Consider the following 25,958-nt stretch of genomic DNA (forward strand, 5'->3'; position numbering starts at 1 on the left):
GGGCATTGCAAGCTCGTTTTGTCGTTGTGTTAGAACCTCAACAATGCGAGCTTGCTCTTACAAATCAATAGGCTACATCCAAACGGGAACAGCCCCTAGGGGCTGTGTCTTAAAAAGGGGCAGCAATACTAACGCATTACCTGCGTCGGGACAGGGCCTGAGGGGCTAGAGTATATTACAGAAGAGGGTATCCGCGATTGTTGTTTTGAAATATTCACGCCACTGTGAGAAGTCGTTTGTATTTCAAAACCCATACCAGCCTGCGGTGACGCCCTGCATCGCATTAACCCGACAGCCTGTTTGCTTGCCGGGATAATAAGAGTGGTCTGATCAAAAGACAAATGCCGCTTGTGAAAGCGGCATTTGGCGGTGATTCATACTAAATAGTGCTTCAGGGGGCCGTGTACCAGAAGGCCCCGCTTTGACCAAACCCGTATTTAGTATGAATCACCACACTGGTTCTGCTTGAAAGTGATTTTACTTCACCACTTTCATGCAGCGTACTCTGTCTGAAGCCATCCAGCAGTCAGCATCTGCGGGGCAGGCCATTGAAAGAGGAATTTGTTCAGCGCCCGGTGGGCAGTAAGCTGGAGGTGCCGGTGGGCTACAGCAACCTGCCAGAACCAGTGCACTGATAATTCCGATTAAGTACTTGGCTGGAGTGAAATTCATCCCCTAACTCCTTTCCGTTGATGTTAGCCATTAGCATAGCCAATAAAACGTCATCTGTTAGTCAGCTTTGTAAAATGCTCTACAAAGATACCGTCTGATGAAGTGTAATAGGCGCAGGGTTTAAATAACTGCCAGGGGCAAAGTCTGGAAAAAAGCCGTGCCAGTTTATTGTGTTTTGGTGCTGAAAAAACCGGTTTTTTCTCTTTTTTTGTCGTCGAATTTTATTTTTTCCCAGTGATGACGGGATTTTTTTCTTTTGGTAAACCATTGGTAATTTTTGTCAATTTCAACTTGCCAGGAAAATTCAAAAGGCGTGTCGATTCGGTTGTGGGATTAATAACGGATTGGGCTCGAAGGGCCATTGAGCGGCGAGCGGATACTCGATAGAAGGTCATAGTATTGGTTTTGCCGGAGGTGTCGACAGCGTGCCAGGTGCAGTGTGCCCGTGGACGGCACGTGGATATACGGGTTTGCGGCAGGGGCATAGAAAACCCTCGATCATTTTAAGGGAGGGTGGGACCGTGCAGAAAACGGCCAAATGCCTGCGCCAGAATTTCAATTTGCCCCGGATCGCGCAATACCATCAGTAAAGATGCCCGCACCTGCGGAACAAACAGCAAGTCTGAAAGCAACCGGTTGAAGGCCCCCTGATCTTCCGTGTTTGCCAGTGCGTTTAACCAGAGTCTGGCCAACTCCGGGTTTTCCAGATCTGTTGTACAGCAGCTGCCAAGGGTGGTAAGCAGCTGAACATTTTGGGCGGTGCTGGGGTATTGCAGCAGTTTCAAAAGAAATGCGTGCCGCAATCCTTTTGCCGGCGAGTGGGAACAGGCGCGTACGGCGGCGCAAATCATGGCGACGTCCGGGATGGTGTCGCTGTGTAGGATGGATTCAGCGCGGGCCTTGACGGTTTCCGCCAGTGGCTGATCAATCATTTCATTTTCAAGGCACGCACAGAGGTGGATAAATACCGGGTGCGCGATCCGGCTTATCTGGGGCAACAGCAACGCTTTTTCTGTCTTCCAGCGCACCGCCAAATCGGCAATCCCCTGTAGTGCCAGCGTGTCCCAGTGGTGGGTATCTGGTTTGCGGATGTAGTCGAGGACCGGCCCGTAGTGTGCGCTTGCCGGTCTTTTTAACAGCATCCCCGTGCGGGCGTGAAACGCTGCCCGGCGCTCCATGGAGGGGGTGTATAAGAGCCCGCTGCGTTTTAGCACCTGGTCCAACTGTTGCGCTGCTTCGCAACGCATGCCGCACTTTAGTCCCTGTGCCAGTGCGTGTAACAGATTGTCCCGCACCGCGAGTTGCAGCTTGCCTTGCTCATCCAGAGGGAAACGCAGAAACCAGACAACGGCTTCACCACCCTCTGCCGGTTGCAGTAACAGGCCGGTCCAGGCCTGGCGCAGGTAGGGGTAGGGCCAGCTTGCCTGTCCCGCTTCAAAAGCCTCGGCTGCGGGGCCGGGCAATGCCTGCAGGCGACGGCCCAGATCGAACCAGTGCAATTTGAAGCCGGCCCCTTCAATCAGGGCGGTGAGAGTGCCCCCGGCTTTCACGGGTAATGACTGCGCATTGTTCAGGAGGCGCTGGCCGTGATGGAGATCGGCATCTGCTTGAAGTGCAGCCAGCCGTAGGCGATCGCCAGCAACGGGCAGATAATGTTAAAAAGGGCATAGGGCAAATAGTCGAGGGTAGCGATGCCCAGCGTGGCGGCCATATATGCCCCACAGGTATTCCAGGGGATTAGCACAGAGGTGATGGTGCCTGAGTCCTCCAGGGTACGCGACAGGTTCAGCCCGTGCAGCCCCTTCTCGGCAAAGGCATCGCGGAACATGCGGCCGGGGATAATGATCGCCATATACTGGTCACCGGCGGCGGCATTCATACCAAAGCAGGTCAGCACGGTGGCGGTTACCAGACCGCCCAGGGTTTTTACGTGTGACAGCGTCCAGTTGATCAATACCTGCAGGAATCCGGCGCGTTCCATGGCGCCGCCAAAGGCCATAGCGGAAATGATCAGCCACACGGTATTGAGCATGCTGCTCATGCCGCCCTTGGACAGCAGGTCCGCCACGTTTTCGTTGCTGGAGGTGGATTTATAACCATCGAACAGGCTATACCAGACGCCTTTCAGGGAGGCCAGGGCACCTTCGCCGCCACCCAGACGGCGGGCACTTTCCGGCTCGAAAATCAACGCGATGGCGCAACCCACCAGGGCGCCGATTATCAGCGTAGGGTAGGCGGGTACCTTGCGCCAGGCCATGGCCAGTAACAGCACCAGCGGCAACAGGCTGACGGGGGAAATATTGAATTCGGCCCCCAAAGCGGCCAGCAGTTGCTCGATATCGGTGGCGGAAGCGTTGCCAGCCCTGGCGGTCAAGCCGATAAAGGCGAACACCGCAAGGGCAATCACAAATGCCGGGATGGTGGTGGACATCATATGGCGGATATGCCGGAACAGGTCGTTGGAGGTAACCGCCGCGGCGACGTTGGTGGTGTCGGACAGCGGCGACATCTTGTCGCCGAAGTAGGCACCGGAGATAACTGCTCCGGCGGTGACCTCGGGAGACAGGCCGAGCGCCCCGGCGATCCCCATCAAGGCAACCCCGAGGGTGCCGGCGGTGGTCCAACTGGAGCCGATGCTGAGACCAACCACTGCGCAGATAATGCAGCTGGCGGCGTAGAACCACTGGGGTGAGAGTATCTGCACACCGAAATAAATCATGGAGGGTACGGTGCCGGCAAGAATCCAGCTGCCGATCAGGGCACCCACGGCCAGTAGAATCAGGATTGCGCCGAATACCAGACCGATGCCGTGCAGCATGCCCCCTTCCATGTCACTCCAACTGTGACCGTTTTTCATGCCCATCAGGGCGACAACACCGGCGCACAGCAGCAGGGCGATCTGATTGGGCCCGTAGGAGGAGTCGGCGCCGTAAAAGTAAACGGACAGGGACAGGAGGGAGATCAGGGCCCCCAGGGGGATCAATGCATCCAGCAGGCTGGGTGTGCGCGGCTCGGAATTGGGGCTGGCTTGAGACAAGGTGTACTCCTGCTTGACTGCGAGGCTGGTGCCGTAATCGTTATCGTTGTTTTCACCGTCGATGACGGTTGACCCCCCTATTTTTACGGCTTGGGGCGGTGAAGTCTACTTTGAATGGCATTGGGCGGATAGAGAACCCCCTTGGCCGGCCCATGAACCTGGGGGAATATCACAGCGATCAGGCACCGGGTCAGTTGTGGCGCTAGCAGTTCGGCGATGCTTCCGGTATGTTCTGCGCCAACTTCTAATCCCGGCCATTCCTTGGCCGCAAGACATAATAAGCCAGGACCCCGTAGGCAGGTCGGGCAGGTAGTGATTTCATGAGAGCAAGTGAGTTAGACCCCGCTCAATTCGAGGATATGCGCCCCTATCGCGACGATGAAGTGCGTGCTGTACTGGACAGGTTGATCGCCGATCCGGATATGTCCCACACCGTTGCGCACTTTCTCGTCCCCAAACTGGCGCGACTGGAAGGCCCGCTGGCCTGGCTGGTGCGCCAGTTCCTGCGCTTTGAGTTCCGCAATGTTGACGATGTGCGCGGAGTGCAGGAAATCGTCGAGAAGTACATCGATAAAATCGTCAACCGCACCACTGCCGGCTTGAGTATTTCCGGGCTGGACAGGCTTCCCCGCGATCGCGCCTGTTTATTTGTGAGCAACCACCGGGATATCGCCATGGACCCCGCGTTTGCCATAGTGGCCATGTTCAAGGAGGGACACGAGACCTCCCGCATCGCGATCGGTGATAACCTGCTGACCAAGCAGTTTGCCTCTGACATTATGAAGCTCAATAAGAGCTTTACGGTACAGCGCAGCTCGGGCAGTCGTCGCCAAAAACTGGCGGCGGCGACCAAACTGTCCAACTACATCTATCACTCTATCGTGAACGACAACGAGCATGTGTGGATTGCGCAGCGCGCCGGGCGCGCCAAAGATGGATTGGACCGCACCAACCCGGCGCTCGTGGCCATGTTTGCCATGACCAAGGATCGGGACACGCCTTTCGCCGACTTCTGGAGAAAATTGCATATCGTGCCGCTGTCCATTTCCTATGAGTGGGACCCCTGTGATGGCCAGAAAGCTAAAGAGCTCTATATCACAGAGCATAAGGATGAGTACAAAAAGGCCAAAAATGAGGACCTGGCTTCTATTGCCAAAGGTGTTGTCGGCCACAAAGGGCATGTGCACACCGCCTTCGGCACCCCGATCGAAGGGGATTTCGACGATGTGAACAGCCTGGCCGAGGAGATCGATCGGCAGATCGTGGGCAATTACACCCTGCACCCCACCAACCTGATTGCCTACGAGCATATTTACGGTTCGGTATCGGGATTGCCGGTAGGCTATCCTCCCAGGCCCTGGGAACCGCAGGCGCATACAGGGATGCGGGAGGCGTTTGAGGCGCGAATGCAGAAGATCGACAAGCGCTGGCGCGACCAGGCGATTCAGGCCTATGCGAATCCGGTGGTTTCGCGCCTCGCATTTGAGTGATTGCTGGTGAGGTGGGGGTAGTTAGTGGATAATAGCGCCCCCTGCCCACTTACTTAGTGAATAGATACCATTCCCCGTGCTCAGCGATAAACACAAAAGCGCCATCCAAGAGGCCTACAGCCAGTTCCTGTCCGGCCGTGGGCACAAGGCCCGCTATGGGCAGAAGCTGATGGTGGCGGCCATTGCCCGCACGCTCGGCGGTATTATCCAAACTGCCAGTGGCGAACGGGACAGTGAAAAAACCGATGGCGAGCATATTTGTGTGGTGGAGGCCGGCACCGGCACCGGCAAGACGGTGTCCTACCTGCTTGCGGCTATCCCCCTGGCCCAGGCACAGGAGAAAACCCTGGTGGTCTCCACTGCGACGGTGGCGCTGCAGGAGCAGATTATTTACAAGGATCTGCCGGAGGTTGCACACCACAGCGGGCTCAATTTCGAGTTTACCCTGGCCAAGGGGCGCGGTCGTTACCTGTGTCTGTCCAAGCTGGACCAGCTGCTCTCCAGTTTTTCCGCCAGTGGCACCGGCCTCTCCCTGGGACTTTACGATGATGAGTTGCCCCAAGTCGAAGAGGAGAGTGTTGCACTTTACCAGAAAATGACTGATGGCCTGGCGTCTGGCAGTTGGGATGGGGATTGCGACAACTGGCCGGATTCGATTAAAACCGAGGACTGGAGCCGGGTTACCACGGATCACCGCCAGTGCAGCGGCCGCCGCTGCCCCCATGTGACCAATTGCAGCTTTTTCCGCGCGCGGGAGAGCCTGGGCAAGACCCAGGTGATTGTCGCCAACCACGACCTGCTGCTGGCGGATCTGGCCCTCGGCGGCGGCGCGATACTGCCGCCGCCGGAAGAAGCGATTTACGTACTCGACGAGGCCCACCACCTGCCGGACAAGGCCCTCGATCACTTCTCCCACCACAGCCGCTTGGGTGCTTCCACGGGTTGGCTGGATCAGACCAACAAGGTGCTCGGGCAGATGCTCGGCGAGATTGGCGATGGCGCCGAACTGGATCGCTGCGGCGAACAGTTGCCAGCAGCGCTCGCTTCCGCCAAGCAGGGCATGGAGTTGATGTGGCCTCTGGTCGAGGAGTTGTGTGTGTTCGAAGACATGCGCGGCAACCCTATTCGGCATCGCTTCAAGGGGGGCGTGGTGCCCGATGCCATGATGCAACTGGCGGAAAAGTTGCGCGAGGACTTCGATGAGTTGGAGAGCCTGCTCAACAAGATGTTGCAGGTTGTCCAGCGTATGCTGGAAGATCTCCACTCGCCGGTGCCGGTCGTGGATTTGGAGCGCTGGTACCCACAACTGGGCAGCTGGCATGGGCGCGCTGAGGTCAACCTGTTGCTATGGGCCAACTACGCGCGCGCCGATGCCGATGGCACCCTGCCGCAGGCGCGCTGGATAAGCCCGGTGGATTGGGGTGGCTCGACGGATTTTGAAGTGTGCAGCTCGCCGATTCTGGCTGCAAAGGCCCTTGAGCAGAGTCTGTGGAAGCGCTGTTATGGGGCGGTGCTCACCTCGGCCACACTCACTGCCTTGGGTAAATTTGATCGGTTGCGCCTGCGCGCCGGCACCCCTGAGAAGGCCAGTTATCAGGTGGTGCCGAGCCCCTTCGATTTCTCCCGCGCCAGTTTGCGGGTGCCCGCCAGCGCGGTAGATGCGGGCAATGCGGACCAGCATACCGATGCGGTGATTGACGGACTTCCGGCGCTGCTCAAGGGTTCAGGTGGTTCACTGGTGCTGTTTTCCTCCCGCCGGCAAATGGAAACCGTTCGCGAATCGCTACCGGGTACCTGGCGCAACCGCATTCTGATGCAGGGGCAGAAGTCCCGCCAGCAGCTGCTGGTCACCCACCGCGAGATCATCGACGGCGGCGGCAGCAGTGTGCTGTTCGGCCTTGCCAGTTTTGCCGAGGGCCTCGATCTCCCGGGGGATTACTGCCGCCATGTGATTATTGCCAAGCTCCCCTTTGCCGTGCCCGATGATCCGATAGAGGCGGCTCTGGCAGAGTGGATCGAAGCCAAAGGGGGCAATGCATTTATGCAGATCACGGTGCCGGATGCGGCCCTGAAACTGGTACAGGCCTGCGGCCGCCTGCTGCGTGCCGAGGGGGACAGCGGTACCGTGACACTGCTGGACCGGCGAATAGTGACCAGGCGCTACGGCCAGGCGATTCTCGATTCACTGCCGCCGTTTACCCGCAGCATTGAATAACATGCAATTGCCCGCTATTGCCGGTACATTGTCACCCGGTATTCCAACAGCGGTCGTTTGGAGGTGCAGGCTTAATGCAACCAATTTATTCCGACATTGCCAGTCAACTGTTGTTGTTGGAAACCGAGCTGCGCCGATTGGGCCAGTGGCAGGTGGAATCCCCCCCGGCCGAAGCGCTGACCAGTAGTGAGCCTTTCTGTGTGGATACGCTGACTTTGCCGCAATGGTTGCAGTTTGTCTTTTTGCCCCGGATGCAAGGGCTGGTCGAGCAGGCAATGCCGCTGCCCCGGCAATGTGGTATCGCGCCTATCGCGGAGGAGTTCTTCCAGGGCAACAGCGATGCAGAGGCCCTGGTGGCCATTCTGGATTCTATCGATCAGCGCCTGCAACGCGGCTGAGATCTTGTAGAAGCGGTGTCAAATCTACAGGTGCCGCTTTTACTGGCCCTGGATCTAAGTCTGTCGGTGCGTCTGTTCCGGTGTGGTGCGCAAAGATTCGGTGTGTGTCACATTGCGACCCCCGGGTTGACCGGCTTCAGGGGCATCCCTGTTCACTGGCAGCGCTCATAGGCTAATATCGGCCTTTTGCCCGGCGCGGACGTAACATTCCCCCGCACACCAAATCGGATAGTGCGGGCATATCGTCCGCTGGGTTGGAATGCCGACAGGGCTGGAGGTAATGGTTAGGTATGCAGAAATTTTTCCTTCTGTGGTTGATGTTGGCCCTTTCGTTGCTGGCGGGCTGTGAATCACTGATGTATCCAGGACAGGAGCATCAGAGCGCTCCGCCGGTACTATCGGTGCCTGAGATCGTGCCGTGTTCCGAGCCTGTGCCAGTGATGTGCATGGAACCTGAAACCAGGGTTGTCGAAAAGATAATCGAACGAAGTGTTGAAAAAATAGTCGAAGTGCCCGTTGCCAGGGACAAGTTGGTGCTTGGCGCGGTGGAAAATGTCTCAATGGAACCCTCCGGCCTGGTTATTGAATCCATCGTCGATTCCGGTTCACCGACTTCTACTCTGCGTGCCAAGGCTCTGACCCGCTTCGAGCGCGACGGCCGAGACTGGATCAGAATCCAACTGATACCCCCGCAAGGGGATGGCGAAACGGAGCCCGGTAGCGTTGAGCTGCCCATCAAGCGCTTTATCCGTGCGATGCGCATTGGCTTTCCCAGTCAGCGACGACCAGTGGTGGAGATGCACCTGACGGTCGGAGATATCACCCACATGGTGGAGGTTAGCCTGACGGACGAGGGCGGCACGGATACTTTGATGCTGCTGGGACGCAATTTCCTCAAAGATGCCGCGGTTGTCGATGTGAGTCGGCGCTATGTCCAGGGTCAACCCCGAGTATCCGGGGGCAAGTAGGCCGGTTAGACAGTTAGGTTCCGATTGGAGCCGTAGAGTTACGGGGAATGGCGAATGTCGCCGCGGGTCCAGGTTTATCTTATTGCGGTATTGCTCGCGCTGATCGGCGCTGGTCTGACCGCCTACAAGCACTTTGAATTGGGTTTTCCACTGTTGCCGGGAGAATACCGCACCGTCTGGACTATCGAGGCCAAAGTGGGTTTCGAGGCGGAAGGTGGCCCGGTCAAAGCCGCGCTGACGTTGCCGCGCGCGCAACGCAATATGGAAATACTCGGGGAAACTTTCAGTTCTTCGGGTTTCGGTTTTTATATTGCCCAGGAAAACGACGACTACCGTGCACTCTGGTCCCGGCGCTCAGCGGAGGGAACCCAGTCCCTGTTTTACCAGCTCGATGTTTATCAGAGGCCCGGAGCCCCGTTAGCGCAGCCTCTGAATCTCAGCACGCAAGTGCAGAAGCCGTTTCTGGGTGCGCGCGAACAGGAGGCGGTGCGCCTGGCGATTTATGCCCTGGTGGAGCAGGCCCGCGAACACTCATCCGATGTGGAATCCTTCACTACCCAGCTGTTGATTGAACTCAACAACGATGACAACCAGGATCGCAACCTGATTTTCCGCCATTATGCCGACAGCACTCTGGTGGATGTGGCCCTGTTGATACTCGCCACTGCGGACATTCCGGCCCACCGAATCCGCGGCCTCTACCTGGAGGATGATCGCCGGCGTCTGGCGCCTGAGGATTTGCTCGAAGCGAATGATGGCAAGCACTGGATTGTCTTTGAGCCCACTACTGGCATGCCCGGTGTGCCGGAGAATTTTTTTATCTGGCAGCGCGGCGGCAAAAGCCTGCTGGACCTGGAGGGTGGACGCAATTCCCAGGTGACTTTTTCCGTCATTGCCAACGATGTACCCGCGCGGGATGTCTCCATGCGCAGCACCAGCCGGGATAGGGAAGCCTTGGTGGACTTTTCTATCTACAGCCTGCCTATCGAACAGCAGAGCATCTTCAAGCTGATCCTGCTGGTGCCGGTGGGCGCCCTGGTTGTGGTACTGCTGCGGGTGTTTGTCGGCTTGCGCACGTCCGGTACTTTTATGCCGGTTTTGTTGGCGATAGCTTTTATTGAAACCCAGCTGCTGACGGGCCTTGCGATCTTTACCCTGATCCTGATCCTCGGGTTGTGGGTGCGGTTTTATCTCAGTCGACTCAACCTGCTATTGGTGTCGAGGATCGCCGCCGTGGTGGTCACGGTGGTGATCATTATGGCCGCTATCAGTGTCATCAGTTACAAACTGGGTATTGAGCAGGCGCTGACGGTGACCTTCTTTCCGATGATTATCCTTGCCTGGACCATCGAGCGCATGTCTATCGTGTGGGAGGAGGACGGTCCCTACGAGGTGATTGTGCAAGCGGGCGGCAGCCTGCTGGTGGCGATTCTGGCCTGGTGGGTTATGACCAACCGCTATGTGGAACACTGGACCTTTAATTTCCCCGAGCTGCTGTTGTTACTCCTGGCTTTTATACTGGTTGTGGGCAACTACACCGGTTACCGGTTCAGTGAATTGATGCGTTTCCGGCCTTTGGTCAAGTAGGGAGGTTTGCTTGCGCCAATTCACTTTTAGACACCTGTTCAACAAGGTGCGCGGTGGTGTGATTTCTCCACTGGTCTTGCGCGATATGGGTATTCTCGGCATGAATGCGCGCAATATCCATTATATTGCGCGCTACAATGACCGCAGGAAATTTCCCACCGTGGACGATAAGCTCAATACCAAGCGCGCAGCCGGGCAGGCCGGTATTCCCGTGCCGGAATTGATCAAGGCTTTTGAAACGCCGGCCAGTCGCAAACGGGTGATGGCAGTGATTGAGCCCCTGTGGCAGTTTGTGGTCAAGCCGGCACGGGGCTCAGGCGGCAAAGGCATTCTGGTTATCGCCGGTCGCAATGGCGATAAATTCAGGAAAACTTCCGGTGTGGAAGTCGAGGTGCTGGATATACTGCGGCATGTCAACAATATTCACAGCGGCCTGTACAGTCTCGGTGGCAAACCGGACCGGGTGATGGTGGAGGCCCTGGTGGATTTCGATCCCATTTTCCAGAATTATTCCTTTGAAGGTGTGCCGGATATCCGCGTGATTGTGTTTCGCGGCTTTCCCGTGATGGCCATGCTGCGTTGTTCCACCCACGCCTCGGACGGAAAGGCCAACCTGCACCAGGGCGCAGTGGGGGTGGGCATCGATCTGGCTACAGGCAAGAGCAGCCACGCGGTGCAGCGAGGCCTGCGTATTCATCGGCACCCGGATACAGATTTTCCTTTCGATCAACTCGAAGTGCCCGGTTGGCATGACCTCTTGCACCTTGCAGCGAGCTGCTATGAGATGACCGGTCTCGGCTACCTGGGATGCGATATTGTGCTGGACCGCGAGCGCGGCCCGCTTTTGCTGGAAGCCAATGCCCGACCGGGTCTGGCAATACAGGTGGCCAATGGCGTGGGCCTGCGCAGGCATTTGCGCTGTATCGAAGGTCTGGACTCAGAAATGCTCGGTAAGCGCGTCGAGCAGAGGGTGGACTTTTCCATGCGTACATTTGCCGCTGATCTCTGATTCAAAACTGTTCTTAGCGAGCCCACTTCGAGGTTGCGGGGGATTCTGAATTCGATCAGTATGCTGCGGTGCGGTTTTTCAGTGTAGCGGGAGGCCTTGGGGTTGGCTGCACTATGATGATTCACCTGGCGATCAAACCGGTCTTCAGTGACCCGCTTGATTGCCTCCCTGGATATACCGACGTCACTGTCCAAAATGGCTTGTGTTGTCGAAATTTTCACCGGCCTGTTGCTCATAGCCATGAATGCCCAACGCCACAGATCAGATCGGCACTCCCTGTTGGTAACTGTGTTGCGGTGGTGCCCGAGGCTCAGTGCAAACCGCGTAGGGTTACGGCCCGAAAAGATGGCACAAGGCTTGCATTTCTTTGATGGTGGGTCCATGGCCCACATTCCGGGAAGACCTCTTGGGGCTGTGACAAATCACAAATCCGGGTGACTTCCCTTTCTCTCATCAAAGCTGATTTTGGCCTCGCTTCGCGGGGCTTTTTTCCTCTTTTTTTTGAAATAAAGCATAATATTTTTAAATTCAGGGAAATTTTTGGAATATAACGAGGTATTCTCTCTCCATAATTAGATCATTGATTCGCTGCTGGTTATAAGTGGTTAAATTCTATCAACGAGCGAATTTCAACAAATCGAGTCCCGTGTGTCAGAGTCACCAGTGCCAGATCAACCCCGCCCTCCATTTTTGTTAGCAACGCCAGATGAGCTGCATTTGTTCGATGGCGGCCAGCTCGCACAGCAGGCAACCTATTTGCACGGCCTGTTGCTCGGTGCGCAGCAGGGTCTATGGGAGTGGCATCCGAAAACCGGAGCCCTGCGCGCTCAGGGGGAAATCTGGTTGCTGTTTGCCGAGATTGAGGGGCAGGCGCTGGACAAGCTGTGGACCGGTGCCGAGTTGCCCCTGGTATACACAGAAGAGCGCGATCGGGTTCGCGAGGTGCGCCAGCGGGCCGCCGGTAATGAGGGTTGTTTTGACATTATTTTTCGCGCCTATGAGAACGCAGGCCAGTTGCGTTGGCTGCGCTTTTTGGGGCGAACTGTCACTGTGGATGACTGTGCGGAAAGAGTTGTTTTTGGTTGTTGTGCCGATGTCAGTACGGTCGTATCCCGGCGCGTTCTGTACAGTTTGCCTGGTGAGCAGCCACTGCAGGCACTCTCCGGGGTCGGTGACGGTTTGTGGGAATGGGATTTAAACGCGGATGAAATGATCCTGGATGATGCCTGTTGGGCAATTCTCGGCTATGAGACCAGTCCCATCCGGCGTATTGACCGCTCGGCTGCGGCGCAGTGGAAAGCCAGAATACTTTCCGAGGATTTCCCCAGGGTAGAGCAGGCCATGTCGGAGCATGTGCGTGGGCGATTTCCTCTGGATGTGGAATTCCGCCTATGGCGCTCCGACGGTAGCATTGCCTGGGTCCGGTGCCGCGGCAAGGTCCAACTGAATAACTGTGGCCAGCCGACGCGCGTGCTGGGGACACTTCAGGATGTGAGTGGCAGCCGTGAAACCCTATGCCGGGTAGAGCGGGAATTGCAGCAGCAGCGAGCGGAAAATGTGCGCCGCTCGGATCTTCTCTTCAGCCTGAGTCATGAGTTGCGCACGCCGCTCAATGCAATCCTCGGATACAGCCGAATGGTTGAGCTGGACGCAAGCCTTAATTCAGATCAGCGCCAGCGCCTGGGGGAAATCCGCCGCGCCGGGCAGCACCTGTTGCATCTGGTCGGCGATGTGCTGGAGCTGGCCCGTATCGACAGCCGGCGACTCGGGCCATCGATGGAATCGATACGCCCCGCGGAGCTGGTGGCCGACTGTAAGCGCCTGCTCGAACCCCTGGCAGAGACCCGCCGCGTCAGCCTTATTTTTGAGCCTCTTGGCTGGGAATCCGCTTATATCTGTGCCGATCCGGTACGCTATAAGCAAGTGATACTGAACCTGGTCGGCAATGCGGTGAAGTACAACCGCGACAATGGGCGGGTCATCATCAGTTTTGCCCCCCAGGCCGAGGGCTGGTTGCGCCTTAGCATTCTCGATACCGGGAAAGGCATCCCGCCGGAGCGGCGCGATGAGGTATTTGAACCGTTTAACCGGCTGGGGGAAGAGAAGGGACATATAGAGGGCACCGGAGTGGGCCTGGCAATCGCCAAGCGCCTGACTGAGGCCATGGGCGGGCGGATCGATTTCGACAGCCAGGAGGGGCAGGGTTCCGTTTTCTGGATTGAATTTCCCATGATCGATGCCCCGGATACCCTGATGTCTCTCCCGGCTCAGCCGGAGATACCACGACAGCTGCCGGCTGGCCGGTTATTACTGGTGGACAACCGGCCAGAAGCGGCAAGCCGGCTGAAAGAAATGCTGAAGGAGGCCCCGCAAGTCCAGTGCCTGGTCGCCACAGATGGGGTTGAAGCCATCTTTATGGCGCGTACCCTCAATCCCGACGTGTTGCTGTTTCACACTGCGGTGCCGGGTATGTCCGCTGCCGATCTGGTGCGGATTCTGGAAGAGGATATTTCGACCAGGGCAACTTGCTTTGTGTTGGTAGGAAGCGATCTATCCGGGGGTAGCCATCCAACCCTGCCGGAGCAGTTTGACTTTGTACAGTTATCCAAGGTGCTGGCGAACAGATTGGTGAGGTCGGGGCAGCCTGTTGTATAGGCATGTGCCCCGGCCCCAGAGGGAGTGACTGAGAGAGCAGAGCGCCCTGCCGAAGGTCAACCCGGTGATTTTCCGGGCCGGCCTGGCACAATGGGATCAGCGCACACCGCCCAGGTGTCTGCCCACGATTTGCACCAGGGGCTTGAACACTTTGGGTGTGGCGCAGACCAGATGGCCGGAATCCAGGTAATCCTCACCGCCGCGGAAATCACTGATCAGGCCACCAGCCTCTTTTACCAGCAGGGAGCCCGCGGCGATATCCCAGGTGTTCAGATACATTTCCCAAAAGCCGTCGAAGCGGCCGGCCGCCACATAGGCGAGGTCCAGTGCGGCCGCGCCCGGGCGGCGGATGCCGGCGGTCTGTCCGGCAATTTCTTTCAGTGCGGACAAGTAGGCGTCGATACTGTCCAGGGCCGGGCCGTTGAAGGGCAGGCCGGTGCCGATCAGCGCACCGCGCATACCCTGGCGCGGGGATACGCGAATACGACGCCCGTTCAGGGCAGCACCGCGACCGCGGCTCGCGGTGAATTCCTCGCGTTTGATGGGGTCCAGCACCACCGCGTGCTCGATGCGGCCCCGGTAGCGGCAGGCAATGGAGACGGCAAACTGAGGGACGCTGTGAATAAAGTTGGTGGTGCCGTCGAGAGGGTCGATAATCCACTCGTAATCGGGCTCGGCGCCCTCCAGCAAGCCGCTCTCTTCGGCGCGGATGCTGTGCTTGGGGTAAGCCTTGCGCAGGTGGTAGATAATCTCCTGCTCACTGGCCCTGTCCACGTCGGTGACGAAATCATTGCGCGTCTTCTCTTCGAATTGCATCAGGTCGCCGCGTTCCCAGGCCCGTTCAATCAGTTCTCCGGCCTTGCGCGCCGCGCGCAGGGCAATATTTAGCATGGGTTCCATAACGATTCCGCACCGAGTGGTTGAAGGGTTAAAAAGCGGGCCGCAGGTTGACCGCGGCGGACGGGATTGTAGGGATTCCCGTCCGCTTTTGCTACACTCGCGCGCCCATCACACCGAGTCAATACGTTCAATCATGACCAAGCTCCCCCGAGACACCACGCCGCTCCAGGCACTCGATAATGTGCGCACAGTATTAGTGAACAGCGCACACCCTGGCAATATCGGCGGCGCCGCGCGCGCGCTGAAGAACATGGGCTTGAGCCGGCTCTATCTGGTCGCGCCACGCGAGTTTCCGGCAGCCAACGCCGTGTGGCGTGCAGCCGGGGCGGCAGAGATGCTCGACAGCGCCGTGGTGGTGGACACGCTTGAGGAGGCGGTGGCGGATTGTGGCCTGGTGGTCGCCACCAGTGCCCGCGAGCGGCGCATCCCCTGGCCCTTGTTGACCCCGCGCCAGTGTGGCGCGCGCGCGATAGCGGAGGCGGCGAGCCATCCTGTGGCGCTGGTGTTCGGTCGCGAGGACCGGGGTCTGACCAATGAGGAACTACAGGCCTGCAATTTCCATGTACATATCCCGGCCAATCCGCATTACAGCTCTTTGAACCTGGCCACTGCGGTGCAGGTGCTGGCCTATGAGGTACGTATCGCTGCGCTGGAAGCGGAGCGGGGGGGCGCGCTGTGCTATGCGGACTGGGACCGCCCGCCGGCCAGAGCTAGCGATATGGCACTGTATTTCGAGCATCTGCAGCAGTCTCTGGGCGAGTTGGGCTTTATCGATCCTGATAACCCCCGTCAGACCATGACCCGTTTGCGTAGACTGTTCAGCCGCGTACGCCCGGACGATATGGAGTTGGGCATCCTGCGCGGTATGTTGACTGCCATCCAGAACCACATCCACCGCAGCGGTGGAAAGGGGCGGCCCGACTAGGTCAATACCCGAGTTGAGCCGGGGGTTATATACTTGACCAGAGTGCTGGGTTATTACATACTCTCGCCCCGACCGGTAAAGAGCTTCACCTCAGTTGGGAGCTGATATGCGTTTGACTACCAAAGGCCGCTATGCGGTCACCGCCATGCTGGATCTGGCCTTGCACGCCGAGCGTGGGCCGATCAGCCTGGCGGATATCTCCAAGCGCCAGGGTATTTCCCTCTCTTATCTGGAACAGTTGTTTTCCCGCCTGCGCCAATCCGGACTGGTCTCCAGCGTGCGTGGGCCCGGTGGTGGTTACCGCCTGGCTCGTGGTGGTGAAGAGATTTTTGTGGCGCAGATTATCGATGCAGTGAACGAATCCGTAGACGCTACCAGTTGTGGTGGCAATGCGGATTGTGCCAATGGAGAGCAGTGCCTGACCCATTACCTATGGTCGGATTTAAGCGAACAGATACACGGCTTCCTGAGCGGCATCAGCCTGGCGAACCTGGTATCCCGTGCAGAAGTGCAGGAAGTGGCGCGTCGCCAGGACATGCGTGAAGCACCGGAAGAGCGCATTGCCGTACTCGGCGGGCTGTAAGCGCCCGGCAAACCGGGGCGGATATAAGAGATTTATTGAGCGGAAACGGTATGACTATGAAGCTTCCCATCTATCTGGATTATGCGGCTACCTGTCCGGTGGACCCGCGCGTCGCCGCTAAAATGGCACAGCAGCTGACGATGGAAGGCAACTTCGGCAATCCAGCCACCCGCTCCCACCTGTACGGTTGGAAGGCGGAGGAGGCGGTGGAAGATGCCCGTCGCCAGGTGGCGGAGCTGATCAATGCCGACCCGCGCGAGATTGTCTGGACCAGTGGTGCCACAGAGTCAGACAATCTGGCCATTAAAGGTGCGGCCCACTTCTACCAGGGCCGAGGCAAGCACATCATCACCTCCAAGATCGAGCACAAGGCGGTTCTGGATACCTGTCGCCAGCTGGAGCGTGAAGGCTTTGAGGTGACCTACCTGAGCCCGCGCGAGGACGGTATCGTCGACCCGGAACTGGTAGAGAAAACGTTGCGTGAGGACACCATTCTGGTGAGCCTGATGCACGTCAATAATGAAATCGGCGTGATTAACGATATTGCCGCAATCGGCGAACTGTGCCGCTCGCGCAAGGTGATTTTTCATGTGGATGCCGCGCAGAGTGCCGGCAAGTTGCCCATCGACCTGCAGGAAATGAAGGTCGATCTGATGTCTTTCTCTGCTCACAAGATCTACGGTCCCAAGGGGATTGGCGCCCTGTATGTGCGCCGCAAACCCCGTGTGCGTCTGGAAGCACAGATACACGGCGGTGGTCATGAGCGCGGTATGCGCTCCGGTACCTTACCCACACACCAGATTGTCGGTATGGGGGAGGCTTTTCGCATTGCCAAGGCAGAAATGGCGCAAGAGAGTGCGCGCCTGATGGCCCTGCGCAACCGCTTTTGGGACCAGATCAAGGATATGGAGGAAGTCCATATCAACGGTTCCGCCGGACAGCGCGTGCCGGGCAACCTGAATGTCAGTTTCGCGTTTGTGGAGGGGGAGAGCCTGATCATGTCTTTACGTGACCTGGCGATCTCTTCAGGTTCCGCTTGTACCTCCGCCAGCCTGGAACCCAGTTATGTACTACGGGCACTGGGTGTTAATGATGAAATGGCGCACAGTTCACTGCGTTTCAGCTTCGGCCGTTTTACCAGCCAGCAGGATGTGGACACCGCCGTCGCAGAAGTGCGCAAGGCGGTAGAGAAGCTGCGCGAATTGTCCCCTTTATGGGATATGTACAAAGATGGCGTAGACCTGAATACGATTGAATGGGCCGCCCACTAAGCGTGTGCAAGAGTTAGGAGAATAGTCATGGCCTATAGCGATAAAGTAATTGATCACTACGAACACCCCCGCAATGTCGGCCGCCTGGATGATAAGGCGGACAATGTGGGCACCGGTATGGTGGGCGCGCCCGCCTGTGGGGATGTAATGCGCTTGCAGATCCGGGTGAGTGATGCGGGTGTTATCGAAGATGCCAAATTCAAGACTTATGGCTGTGGTTCCGCCATCGCTTCCAGTTCCCTGCTCACCGAATGGGTGAAGGGCAAAACCATTGACGAGGCGGAGCGGATCAAGAATACCGCCATCGCCGAGGAGCTGGCTCTGCCGCCGGTGAAAATCCACTGCTCGGTACTGGCGGAGGATGCGATCAAGGCTGCCGTACGCGATATCCGCGAGAAACGCGACGGGGCAGCTGAGGCGGGCGACGCAGAGGAATCCGCGGCAGGTTAAGGCATGCGGGCCTGGTGCCCAACAGCAGTAAAGGTATTGTTTTGGCTATTACCATGACCGAGTCCGCTCGGACGCATATCCAGAGTCAGTTGACCAAGCGCGGCCAAGGTATCGGTATTCGGGTGGGTGTAAAAACCGCCGGGTGCTCCGGTCTCGCCTATGTACTGGAATTTGTCGACTCGGCGGAAGCCGAAGATGTGGTGTTTGATCAGGATGGCATCCTGCTGGTGGTGGACCCCAAAAGCCTAATCTACCTGGATGGTACCCAGATGGATTTCGTGAAGGAAGGGCTGAACGAGGGCTTTACCTTTTCCAATCCCAATGTCAAAAACGCGTGCGGCTGCGGCGAGAGCTTCCATGTCTGATGTGTGCTCGCCAAAGCGAGGCCGGGTGCATTGTGTACGCCGGCCTTTTTATTTACCCCACAAGCACAGCCCGATGTTAATCCCCGGTGTTGGCAGGTAACCTGAGATGGCAGCCAACCTCACCCATTTCGAGATATTCGGGCTGGAGCCCGTGTTTGAACTCGATCGCAGTGCTCTGGCGGTGCGCTATCGCGCATTACAGCGGGAATTCCACCCGGACAAATACGCTTCCAAATCCGAGCGCGAACAGCTGTTGGCGGTTCAAATGGCTGCCCAGATCAATGAGGCCCATACGGTATTGCGAGAACCGGTGCAGCGCGCTGCTTACCTGCTGGAATTGGCGGGTGTGGAAGTGCCGCCGGAGCAGACCACGGACGATGCACAATTTTTGATGCAGCAGATGCGACTGCGCGAAAGACTCGAGGAAGTGCGCGAGCAGCCGGACCCCGCTGCCGCCCTTGAGGTGCTTGCCGATGAGGCCCGTGGACTCTATCGGGAAGAGCAGGCGCGTTTTGCCGAGGTGTTTGCCGCGGACAATCTGGCCGAGGCCAAAGATTCTCTGCTCACACTGCAGTTTCTGGTGAAATTGCAGGCGCAGGTGGAAATACAGGAGGCAGACCTGTTTGACGATGATTGAGCAAACCCGCAGAAAGCCCCGGGGTTTGGCACAGGTTGTGCCGTCATAACGCCCTCCTGAGGACAGAAGAGACAACTAATGGCACTACTGCAGATTTCCGAGCCGGGGCAGAGCCCCGAACCCCATCAGCGCAAGTATGCTGTGGGAATCGACCTGGGCACCACCAACTCGTTGGTGGCCACGGTGCGTGATGGCTCGGCAGAGGCCATCGCCGTTGAGGGGGATAGCGTGATACTGTCCTCGGCGGTCCATTATGGCAAAGACACGGTTACCGTCGGCGCCGAGGCGCGGGCCCGCGCTGTACAGGATCCCTACAATACCATTCTGTCGATCAAACGCCTGATGGGACGTGGTGTTGACGATATCCGGCGTTTCGGCGACCAGCTGCCCTATCATTTTGCCGGAAGTGATGGCGGTATGCCCGCCATCGAAACCGCTGCCGGTCCGGTGAACCCGGTACAGGTTTCCGCGGAAATTCTCAAGACACTGGCCCGGCGCGGCCGCGAGGCACTCTGCGGTGGAGAGGGTGGCGGTTTGGATGGCGCTGTCATCACCGTACCCGCGTACTTCGATGACGCCCAGCGCCAGGCCACCAAGGATGCGGCCAAACTGGCCGGGCTCAAGGTATTGCGCCTGCTCAACGAGCCCACTGCCGCCGCTGTGGCCTATGGCCTCGACCAGGGCGAGGAAGGGGTGATCGCGGTCTACGATCTGGGCGGCGGCACTTTTGACATTTCCATCCTGCGCCTGTCCCGGGGTGTCTTTGAAGTACTGTCCACCGGCGGTGACACCGCCCTGGGCGGTGATGATTTTGATCGCTGCATTGCCACCTGGCTCGCCGCACAGGCGGGCCTGGGTGCCGACCTGGATGCCGCCACCCAGCGCAGGCTGCTGGGCTGTGCCTGCCACGCCAAAGAGTCTCTGACCAGTAACGAGCAGGTAGCACTACGGTACGGGGATTGGCAGGGTGTATTGGATCAAGTCACTCTGGCAGAGCTGCTGGACCCGCTGATCGACAAGACCCTGCGTGCCTGTAAGCGGGCTTTGCGCGATGCCAATATCGGTGTGGATGCCGTACAGGAAGTGGTGTTGGTAGGTGGTTCAACCCGTACCCTGCGGGTGCGCGAGCGCGTAGCGCAGTACTTTGATCGCCCCCCGCATGCGGCGCTTGATCCGGACCAGGTGGTTGCCATTGGCGCGGCACTGCAGGCGGATGTACTGGTGGGCAATAAATCCAGCGAAGCGCTGTTGTTGCTGGATGTTATCCCCCTGTCCCTGGGTATCGAGACCATGGGCGGGCTCACCGAGAAGCTGATTACACGCAATACCACCATCCCGGTCTCCAAGGCCCAGGAGTTCACCACCTTCAAGGATGGCCAGACCGCCATGGCCATCCATGTGGTGCAGGGTGAGCGTGAGTGGGTCAGCCACTGCCGTTCGCTGGCGCGTTTCGAATTGCGGGGTATTCCCCCCATGGTTGCGGGCGCCGCCCATATACGGGTGACCTTTCAGGTGGATGCGGACGGCCTGCTATCGGTTACCGCCGTGGAAAAAAGCAGCGGTGTCAGCGCGGATATTACCGTTAAACCGTCCTACGGCCTGGAGGACAAGGTCATCGCGCGTATGCTGCAGGAGTCCTACACCCACGCCGCTGAGGATATTGCCCTGCGCGCTCTGCGCGAGGCCCAGGTAGAAGCGGAACGCACCCTGGAAAGCCTGCTGGCCGCCCTGCGGGAAAATGGTGCCCAGCTGCTGGAAGAGCGCGAGCTCAACCAGCTCGAACGGGCCATGGAAGCTTTGCGCCTGGCCCATAACGGTGCCGATGCGACAGAGATTCGCCGGCGTATGGAAACCCTGAATACGCTGTCGGAGCCTTTCGCTGCTCGGCGTATGGACGCCTCAATCAAGCGCGCCATGCAGGGCCATAGGCTGGACGAATTTGATCAATAAGCCGCTGAGTGCAGCCAGCGCTCCCCGCAGCTGCCAAGTCCACTTGGTTTTGCCGGATTGCGGCCTCAGAGAGTTATTACCCCCATGCCCAAGATAATATTTTTACCCCACGCCGATATTTGCCCTGAGGGCAAGGTGGTGGAAGTGGCCAGCGGAGTCAGCGTTATCGATGCTGCGCTGACCAATGGTATAGAGATCGAGCACGCCTGCGAGAAGGCCTGTGCCTGTACCACTTGTCATGTGATTGTACGGGAAGGCTTCGATTCCCTGCAGGAGCCCGATGAACTGGAGGAGGACCTGCTGGACAAGGCCTGGGGTTTGGAGCCGGAATCGCGCCTGTCCTGCCAGGCGATTGTCGAGGAGGAAGACCTGGTAGTGGAGATTCCCAAATACACCATCAACCAGGTTTCGGAAAAGCACTGACCGGCCCGGATAGCGAGGCAGCAAATCTTATGAAGTGGACAGATATTCACGATATTGCCATAGAGCTCAGTGAAGCGCACAGGGATGTTGACCCACTTGCGGTCAATTTTGTTGATCTGCGCCATTGGGTTACGCAGCTCCCCGGTTTTGACGACGACCCGAAACGCTGCGGCGAGAAGATTCTGGAGGCAATACAGGCCGCCTGGATCGAAGAGCGGGAATAGATTGCCAGTGGTGGTGTTGGCTTGGAGTATAAAAGTCGATCAATACCCCGTATAATCCGCCCGCCGCAAAATACGGCGACAAGAAATTGCGTACCCACCGGTGGGTATAGAAGGAATATCAGGGAAGAGCAACTGTGCAGGTTGCTCTTTCTGTCTGTAAGTTCAGTTACGATAACAAAATTTGGAGATAACCATGGCCCTGGAGCGCACCCTTTCCATTATCAAACCGGACGCTGTAGCCAAGAGTGCAATCGGTGAAATTGAGAGCCGTTTTGAGAAGGCCGGCCTGAACATCATTGCCATGAAGATGCTGCAGCTGTCCCGCGAGAAAGCCGAAGGTTTCTATGCTGAGCACAAAGCGCGTCCGTTTTTCAAGGATCTGGTCGATTTCATGACTTCCGGCCCGGTGGTTGTTCAGGTTCTGGAAGGGGAGAACGCCATCCTCGCCAACCGCGAACTGATGGGTGCCACCAACCCCAAGGAAGCCGCTGCCGGTACTATCCGCGCCGACTTTGCTGAGAGCATCGATGCCAATGCGGTGCATGGCTCCGATTCTGCAGAGTCTGCAACCCGTGAAATAGGCTACTTCTTCAGCGGAGACGAAATCTGCCCGCGCGCCTGATCTGCGCAACCAAACCGCACCGGTCCCGGCAGGGCAAGTGCAGTTCGTACCCGAGGTGAATGCAATGACCCTAGCGCAAACTGAGAAAACCAACCTACTCGGCCTCTCGGTCGAAAAGCTGGCCGCATTCTTTGAGTCGCTGGGCGAAAAACGCTTCCGTGCGGTCCAGGTGTTGAAATGGATTCACCAGAACGGGGTGGATGATTTTGCTGAGATGACCAATGTCAGCAAGAACTTGCGCCGAAAATTGGCGCAAGTGGCCGAAATCCGTGTACCGGACATGCTGGGTCAGTGGGACTCCGTCGATGGCACGCGCAAATGGCTGATTAATGCTGGCGGTGGCAGTGCCGTTGAGACTGTTTATATACCCGATGGGGACCGAGGTACCCTCTGTGTTTCCTCACAGGTGGGCTGCTCCCTGGATTGCAGTTTCTGTGCCACCGGCAAGCAGGGTTTTAACCGCGATTTGAGTGCGGCAGAAATCATCGGCCAGGTGTGGTTGGCCTGTAAGTCCTTCGGCCAGCTGGAGCCGAAAGGGCCGCGCAAGATCACCAATGTCGTTATGATGGGCATGGGCGAGCCGCTGCTCAATTTCGACAATGTGGTCGATGCCATGAACCTCATGATGGAGGACAATGCCTACGGTATTTCCAAACGCCGTGTAACCCTCTCCACCTCCGGTGTGGTGCCGGCGCTGGACCGCTTGGCGGATGTCACCGATGTAAGCCTGGCGATTTCCCTGCACGCGCCTACCGATGCGTTGCGCAATACGCTGGTACCGATTAATAAAAAGTATCCCATCGCTACCCTGCTGGATTCCGCCAAACGCTATATTGAGCGTATGCCGGATACCCATCGTAAAATGACCATCGAATACACACTGATACGTGAGGTCAACGATCGTCCTGAACACGCACAACAGTTGGCTGAGCTGCTGCGCGATGTACCGGTTAAAATCAACCTGATTCCCTTCAATCCGTTTGAACTGTCCAGTTACCAGCGTGTCAGTAACAATGCTTTGCGACGCTTTCAACAGATTTTGTTGGATAAAGGCTTTACCGTAACGGTACGCACAACCCGCGGTGGTGATATTGATGCGGCCTGTGGTCAGTTGGCCGGCAGTGTGAATGACCGCACCCGCCGCGCCGAGCGTTACCGGGACGCCGAGCGGCCGATACGCCTAATGGGTTGATTACCCAGGCGATCAGGCCGGCTTTTCCGATCTGTTTGTCTCGCACCCCTGAGCAGTGAGTGCGCAGGGCGCAGACCGTATCTCTCGGGGATTGTGCTAACCTGTGACTCCGCTGTATCGGGTCAACAGCAGCCATACGTGAGTCTCTATTTGCGCACAAAAAGGCATCTATATTGCCGAATTTGTTGGCGCATTAAGTGATACGCCTGAATCCCATAATCCCGGCCCTGGCGGTAGGGTGTCTCTTACTGCAAAGGGTGTACGGACCCACGCTCTCCATGAAGGCGTGGACGGGACCAATCAGGGTGGAATCGGCATGGCGTTGTGTCCCAACCCTGCGCCGCAGAAATCCGGTGATACCGACTGCTGGGTTGCAAAATGGAACTAAAGGGGTACAGGGCTGCAATTGATAGGGCTTTGCGGCAGTATAACGGGGAGACTGATTGGGGTTGGGACTCTGCTCAGTTCGAAACAGCGTACCGGTTTGAGAGACAGGTGTGGAGCCTTAGAGCATAGACTGGCGAAGCGGGGGCGGGGTGTCGGCAGTGTTGAATCTTGCGGGTGTCTTTGGCCCTGCGTTGAAGGTGCTCAATCTGCACCTGCTGCACTGGCGAGTCGGAAAAAATGAAGAATAAATCCATAGGTGATGTTGTGTTCGTTAAACCCCATGGCCTGCCCTTGGCTGGGCTGATTCTGACCGTGCTGCTGAGTAGCTGTGTAACAACCGGGCTGCCGGAGCGCCGGGAAGTCAACCTTGAAAAGGCCCTGGAGACGCATGTTCAGCTCGGGCTGCGCTATTTACGCAACGACAAGAACCGCGAGCTGGCTCGGCACCACTTCAACAAAGCACTGGAACTGGGCGGGAAAAACTCCCTCGCACATCACGGCCTGGCCCTGCTGTACCAGGCGGATGGAGAATTGGGGGTGGCAGAGTCCCACTTTAAAAAAGCGCTGCGCTATGGCGGAAAGTTTTCCATGGCGCGTACCAACTACGGGGTATTCCTCTATCAACAGGCCCGTTACAAGGAGGCCCTGAAGCAGTTTCGTCACGCCTCCGGTGACCTGAGCTATAACCGCCGGTTCTTCGCCCTGGTGAATTACGGTCGCACTGCCCGCCGTTTGGGTATGTTGGAAGAGGCCGAGAGTGCCTACGCGCGGGCACTGGCCCTGAATGCCGACCTGCCCGGGGCACTGCTCGAAATGGCGGAGATGAGGTTTGAAGCCGGTGACTACGCTGCGGCCAAACAGTACCTGGACAAGTACAGTGAGAACAACCGCCAGATTCCCCAGTCCCTGTGGCTGGGTATCCGCATTGAGAAGCGGTTTGGCAACCGGGACAAGGAACTCAGCTACGCGCTTGCCTTGAAGAATTTGTATCCGTACTCTGCGGAGACACTGAAATATCAGGAGTTGAGTGGTAATGACGGATAGCAGTTCCACGCACTGCGACAGTGCCGATGCCATGCACAGTGCACAGAAGTCCCCCGTCTCCCCCGGCAACCTGCTGCGCACAGCGCGCGAGGCCGCCGGCCTGTCCCGCAGGGAACTCTCCCAGCGCCTGTGTATTATCGACAATGCGGTGGAATACTTAGAAGATGACATTTACCAGCGCCAGCCGGAAATGGTCTATGCGCGGGGTTATATTCGCAATATCTGCCGAGAGCTGAGCATCCCCTCTGAGCCGGTGCTGGCGGCCTATGAGGCATGCCGTCCGCAACCGGAAGTGCGCACCGAGGCCCGGCACCTGGAAATGACCCATGCCCTGCGCCCGGCGCGCAGGCGCCCCCAGGGGTTGCTGGCCCTGTTGCCCCTGCTGGCTGCAGCGGGTATTTTTTGGTGGCTGTACGGTGGCCCGGTGTTTATTCCGCAAGTGCGGGTAATGGCATCGCTGACGGAAGGGCAGGAGGTTGCCTCGCCGTCCGGGGAAGTTGCCCAGACAGAAGCTGTGGAGGGATCCGTGCGTGCGACGCCCCAGACAGAGCCTGCCCAAGCCGGGGGAGTGGGCGATCACGGGGATACCGCGGTGGTTTCCGGATCCCCGATCCTGCAAACCGATCTCCCCCAAGCTGAGGAATCTGCGCCGGCCCTATCGTCCGAATTGGCCGCGCTGGACAGGTCACTGCAGGGGCCCCTGCGTCTTCGTTTCGACGAGGATGCCTGGATTGAAGTCAAGGATGCCGGCGGTGTTGTACTGCTGGCGGGCGTTCAGGAGGGCGGGACTTCCAAGTCCCTTGACGGCCGCGCGCCTTTCGAGTTGATGCTCGGCAATGCGCGCGCGACCCACGTTGTCTACCTGGAGAAAACCGTCGATAGCGAACCGATCGGCAACCGCCGCACACGTCGCCTTATTGTCGGCAATTGAGATGGTCATCCCGGTGCGGCAGG

23 protein-coding genes are annotated in these 25,958 nt (G+C 57.9%); 20 read left to right on the top strand and 3 right to left on the bottom strand.

Going from position 1 to position 25,958, the window contains the following annotated elements; genetic code table 11:
• Window positions 1-1,175: 1,175 nt before the first annotated feature.
• Both Q1A48_RS07345 and nhaC read right to left on the bottom strand, forming a co-directional pair.
• Window positions 1,176-2,222 carry a DUF3549 family protein gene (locus tag Q1A48_RS07345; protein WP_299942930.1) on the bottom strand — a complete coding sequence of 349 codons (1,047 nt, stop codon included), beginning with the start codon at window positions 2,220-2,222 and terminating at the stop codon, window positions 1,176-1,178.
• 20 nt (window positions 2,223-2,242) lie between these two features.
• Complete coding sequence (gene nhaC / locus Q1A48_RS07350; RefSeq protein ID WP_299942932.1) at window positions 2,243-3,709, bottom strand: Na+/H+ antiporter NhaC; 1,467 nt, start codon at window positions 3,707-3,709, stop codon at window positions 2,243-2,245.
• Between the two features lie 320 nt (window positions 3,710-4,029).
• Between nhaC and Q1A48_RS07355 the strand changes: the two genes are divergently transcribed.
• The 7 genes from Q1A48_RS07355 to Q1A48_RS07385 all read left to right on the top strand — a co-directional run bounded on the left by Q1A48_RS07355 (window position 4,030) and on the right by Q1A48_RS07385 (window position 14,031).
• Window positions 4,030-5,199 carry a 1-acyl-sn-glycerol-3-phosphate acyltransferase gene (locus Q1A48_RS07355; RefSeq protein WP_299942934.1) on the top strand — a complete coding sequence of 390 codons (1,170 nt, stop codon included), beginning with the start codon at window positions 4,030-4,032 and terminating at the stop codon, window positions 5,197-5,199.
• A 76-nt stretch (window positions 5,200-5,275) separates the two neighbouring features.
• Window positions 5,276-7,414, top strand: a complete 2,139-nt coding sequence (gene dinG / locus Q1A48_RS07360) for an ATP-dependent DNA helicase DinG (RefSeq protein WP_299942936.1) — start codon at window positions 5,276-5,278, stop codon at window positions 7,412-7,414.
• A gap of 74 nt (window positions 7,415-7,488) precedes the next feature.
• Window positions 7,489-7,812, top strand: coding sequence for a YqcC family protein (locus Q1A48_RS07365; RefSeq protein ID WP_299942938.1), 324 nt, complete (start codon window positions 7,489-7,491; stop codon window positions 7,810-7,812).
• A 290-nt stretch (window positions 7,813-8,102) separates the two neighbouring features.
• Window positions 8,103-8,780 (top strand): RimK/LysX family protein, encoded by a 678-nt coding sequence (locus Q1A48_RS07370; protein ID WP_299942940.1) that lies wholly within the window; start codon window positions 8,103-8,105, stop codon window positions 8,778-8,780.
• Between the two features lie 54 nt (window positions 8,781-8,834).
• Complete coding sequence (locus tag Q1A48_RS07375; protein ID WP_299942942.1) at window positions 8,835-10,367, top strand: inactive transglutaminase family protein; 1,533 nt, start codon at window positions 8,835-8,837, stop codon at window positions 10,365-10,367.
• Between the two features lie 10 nt (window positions 10,368-10,377).
• Window positions 10,378-11,376, top strand: coding sequence for an alpha-L-glutamate ligase-like protein (locus tag Q1A48_RS07380; protein WP_299942944.1), 999 nt, complete (start codon window positions 10,378-10,380; stop codon window positions 11,374-11,376).
• Between the two features lie 663 nt (window positions 11,377-12,039).
• Entirely contained in the window at window positions 12,040-14,031 is a 1,992-nt protein-coding gene (locus tag Q1A48_RS07385) for an ATP-binding protein (RefSeq protein WP_299942945.1), read from the top strand.
• Between the two features lie 96 nt (window positions 14,032-14,127).
• On the opposite strand, the gene Q1A48_RS07390 is transcribed toward Q1A48_RS07385, so the two are convergent.
• A complete protein-coding gene (locus Q1A48_RS07390; protein ID WP_299942948.1) occupies window positions 14,128-14,931 on the bottom strand; it encodes an inositol monophosphatase family protein in 804 nt (267 codons plus the stop codon).
• A 133-nt stretch (window positions 14,932-15,064) separates the two neighbouring features.
• On the opposite strand from Q1A48_RS07390, the gene trmJ reads away from it, so the two are divergent.
• The 13 genes from trmJ to Q1A48_RS07455 all read left to right on the top strand — a co-directional run bounded on the left by trmJ (window position 15,065) and on the right by Q1A48_RS07455 (window position 25,935).
• A complete protein-coding gene (trmJ, locus tag Q1A48_RS07395; protein WP_299942950.1) occupies window positions 15,065-15,856 on the top strand; it encodes a tRNA (cytosine(32)/uridine(32)-2'-O)-methyltransferase TrmJ in 792 nt (263 codons plus the stop codon).
• 106 nt (window positions 15,857-15,962) lie between these two features.
• Complete coding sequence (gene iscR / locus Q1A48_RS07400) at window positions 15,963-16,439, top strand: Fe-S cluster assembly transcriptional regulator IscR (RefSeq protein ID WP_299942952.1); 477 nt, start codon at window positions 15,963-15,965, stop codon at window positions 16,437-16,439.
• A 56-nt stretch (window positions 16,440-16,495) separates the two neighbouring features.
• Window positions 16,496-17,710, top strand: a complete 1,215-nt coding sequence (locus Q1A48_RS07405) for an IscS subfamily cysteine desulfurase (RefSeq protein WP_299943077.1) — start codon at window positions 16,496-16,498, stop codon at window positions 17,708-17,710.
• 27 nt (window positions 17,711-17,737) lie between these two features.
• Entirely contained in the window at window positions 17,738-18,160 is a 423-nt protein-coding gene (gene iscU / locus Q1A48_RS07410) for a Fe-S cluster assembly scaffold IscU (protein ID WP_299942954.1), read from the top strand.
• A gap of 41 nt (window positions 18,161-18,201) precedes the next feature.
• Window positions 18,202-18,525, top strand: coding sequence for an iron-sulfur cluster assembly protein IscA (gene iscA / locus Q1A48_RS07415; protein ID WP_299942956.1), 324 nt, complete (start codon window positions 18,202-18,204; stop codon window positions 18,523-18,525).
• A gap of 106 nt (window positions 18,526-18,631) precedes the next feature.
• Entirely contained in the window at window positions 18,632-19,162 is a 531-nt protein-coding gene (gene hscB / locus Q1A48_RS07420) for a Fe-S protein assembly co-chaperone HscB (protein ID WP_299942958.1), read from the top strand.
• 78 nt (window positions 19,163-19,240) lie between these two features.
• Complete coding sequence (hscA, locus tag Q1A48_RS07425; RefSeq protein ID WP_299942960.1) at window positions 19,241-21,112, top strand: Fe-S protein assembly chaperone HscA; 1,872 nt, start codon at window positions 19,241-19,243, stop codon at window positions 21,110-21,112.
• Between the two features lie 84 nt (window positions 21,113-21,196).
• A complete protein-coding gene (gene fdx / locus Q1A48_RS07430) occupies window positions 21,197-21,535 on the top strand; it encodes an ISC system 2Fe-2S type ferredoxin (protein ID WP_299942962.1) in 339 nt (112 codons plus the stop codon).
• A gap of 29 nt (window positions 21,536-21,564) precedes the next feature.
• A complete protein-coding gene (iscX, locus tag Q1A48_RS07435; RefSeq protein WP_299942964.1) occupies window positions 21,565-21,759 on the top strand; it encodes a Fe-S cluster assembly protein IscX in 195 nt (64 codons plus the stop codon).
• A 193-nt stretch (window positions 21,760-21,952) separates the two neighbouring features.
• Window positions 21,953-22,381 carry a nucleoside-diphosphate kinase gene (gene ndk / locus Q1A48_RS07440; RefSeq protein WP_299942966.1) on the top strand — a complete coding sequence of 143 codons (429 nt, stop codon included), beginning with the start codon at window positions 21,953-21,955 and terminating at the stop codon, window positions 22,379-22,381.
• Between the two features lie 64 nt (window positions 22,382-22,445).
• A complete protein-coding gene (gene rlmN / locus Q1A48_RS07445; RefSeq protein ID WP_299942968.1) occupies window positions 22,446-23,573 on the top strand; it encodes a 23S rRNA (adenine(2503)-C(2))-methyltransferase RlmN in 1,128 nt (375 codons plus the stop codon).
• 624 nt (window positions 23,574-24,197) lie between these two features.
• The gene (gene pilW, locus Q1A48_RS07450) at window positions 24,198-25,004 is read left to right on the top strand and encodes a type IV pilus biogenesis/stability protein PilW (RefSeq protein ID WP_299942970.1); all 807 of its coding nucleotides are present in this window, start codon (window positions 24,198-24,200) and stop codon (window positions 25,002-25,004) included.
• On the top strand, window positions 24,994-25,935 hold the full coding sequence (locus Q1A48_RS07455) for a RodZ domain-containing protein (protein ID WP_299942972.1): 942 nt from the start codon (window positions 24,994-24,996) through the stop codon (window positions 25,933-25,935). The genes pilW and Q1A48_RS07455 overlap by 11 nt, the downstream gene beginning before the upstream one ends.
• Window positions 25,936-25,958: the final 23 nt, after the last annotated feature.

The organism is uncultured Microbulbifer sp., from assembly GCF_947489355.1.
Taxonomy (GTDB): domain Bacteria; phylum Pseudomonadota; class Gammaproteobacteria; order Pseudomonadales; family Cellvibrionaceae; genus Microbulbifer.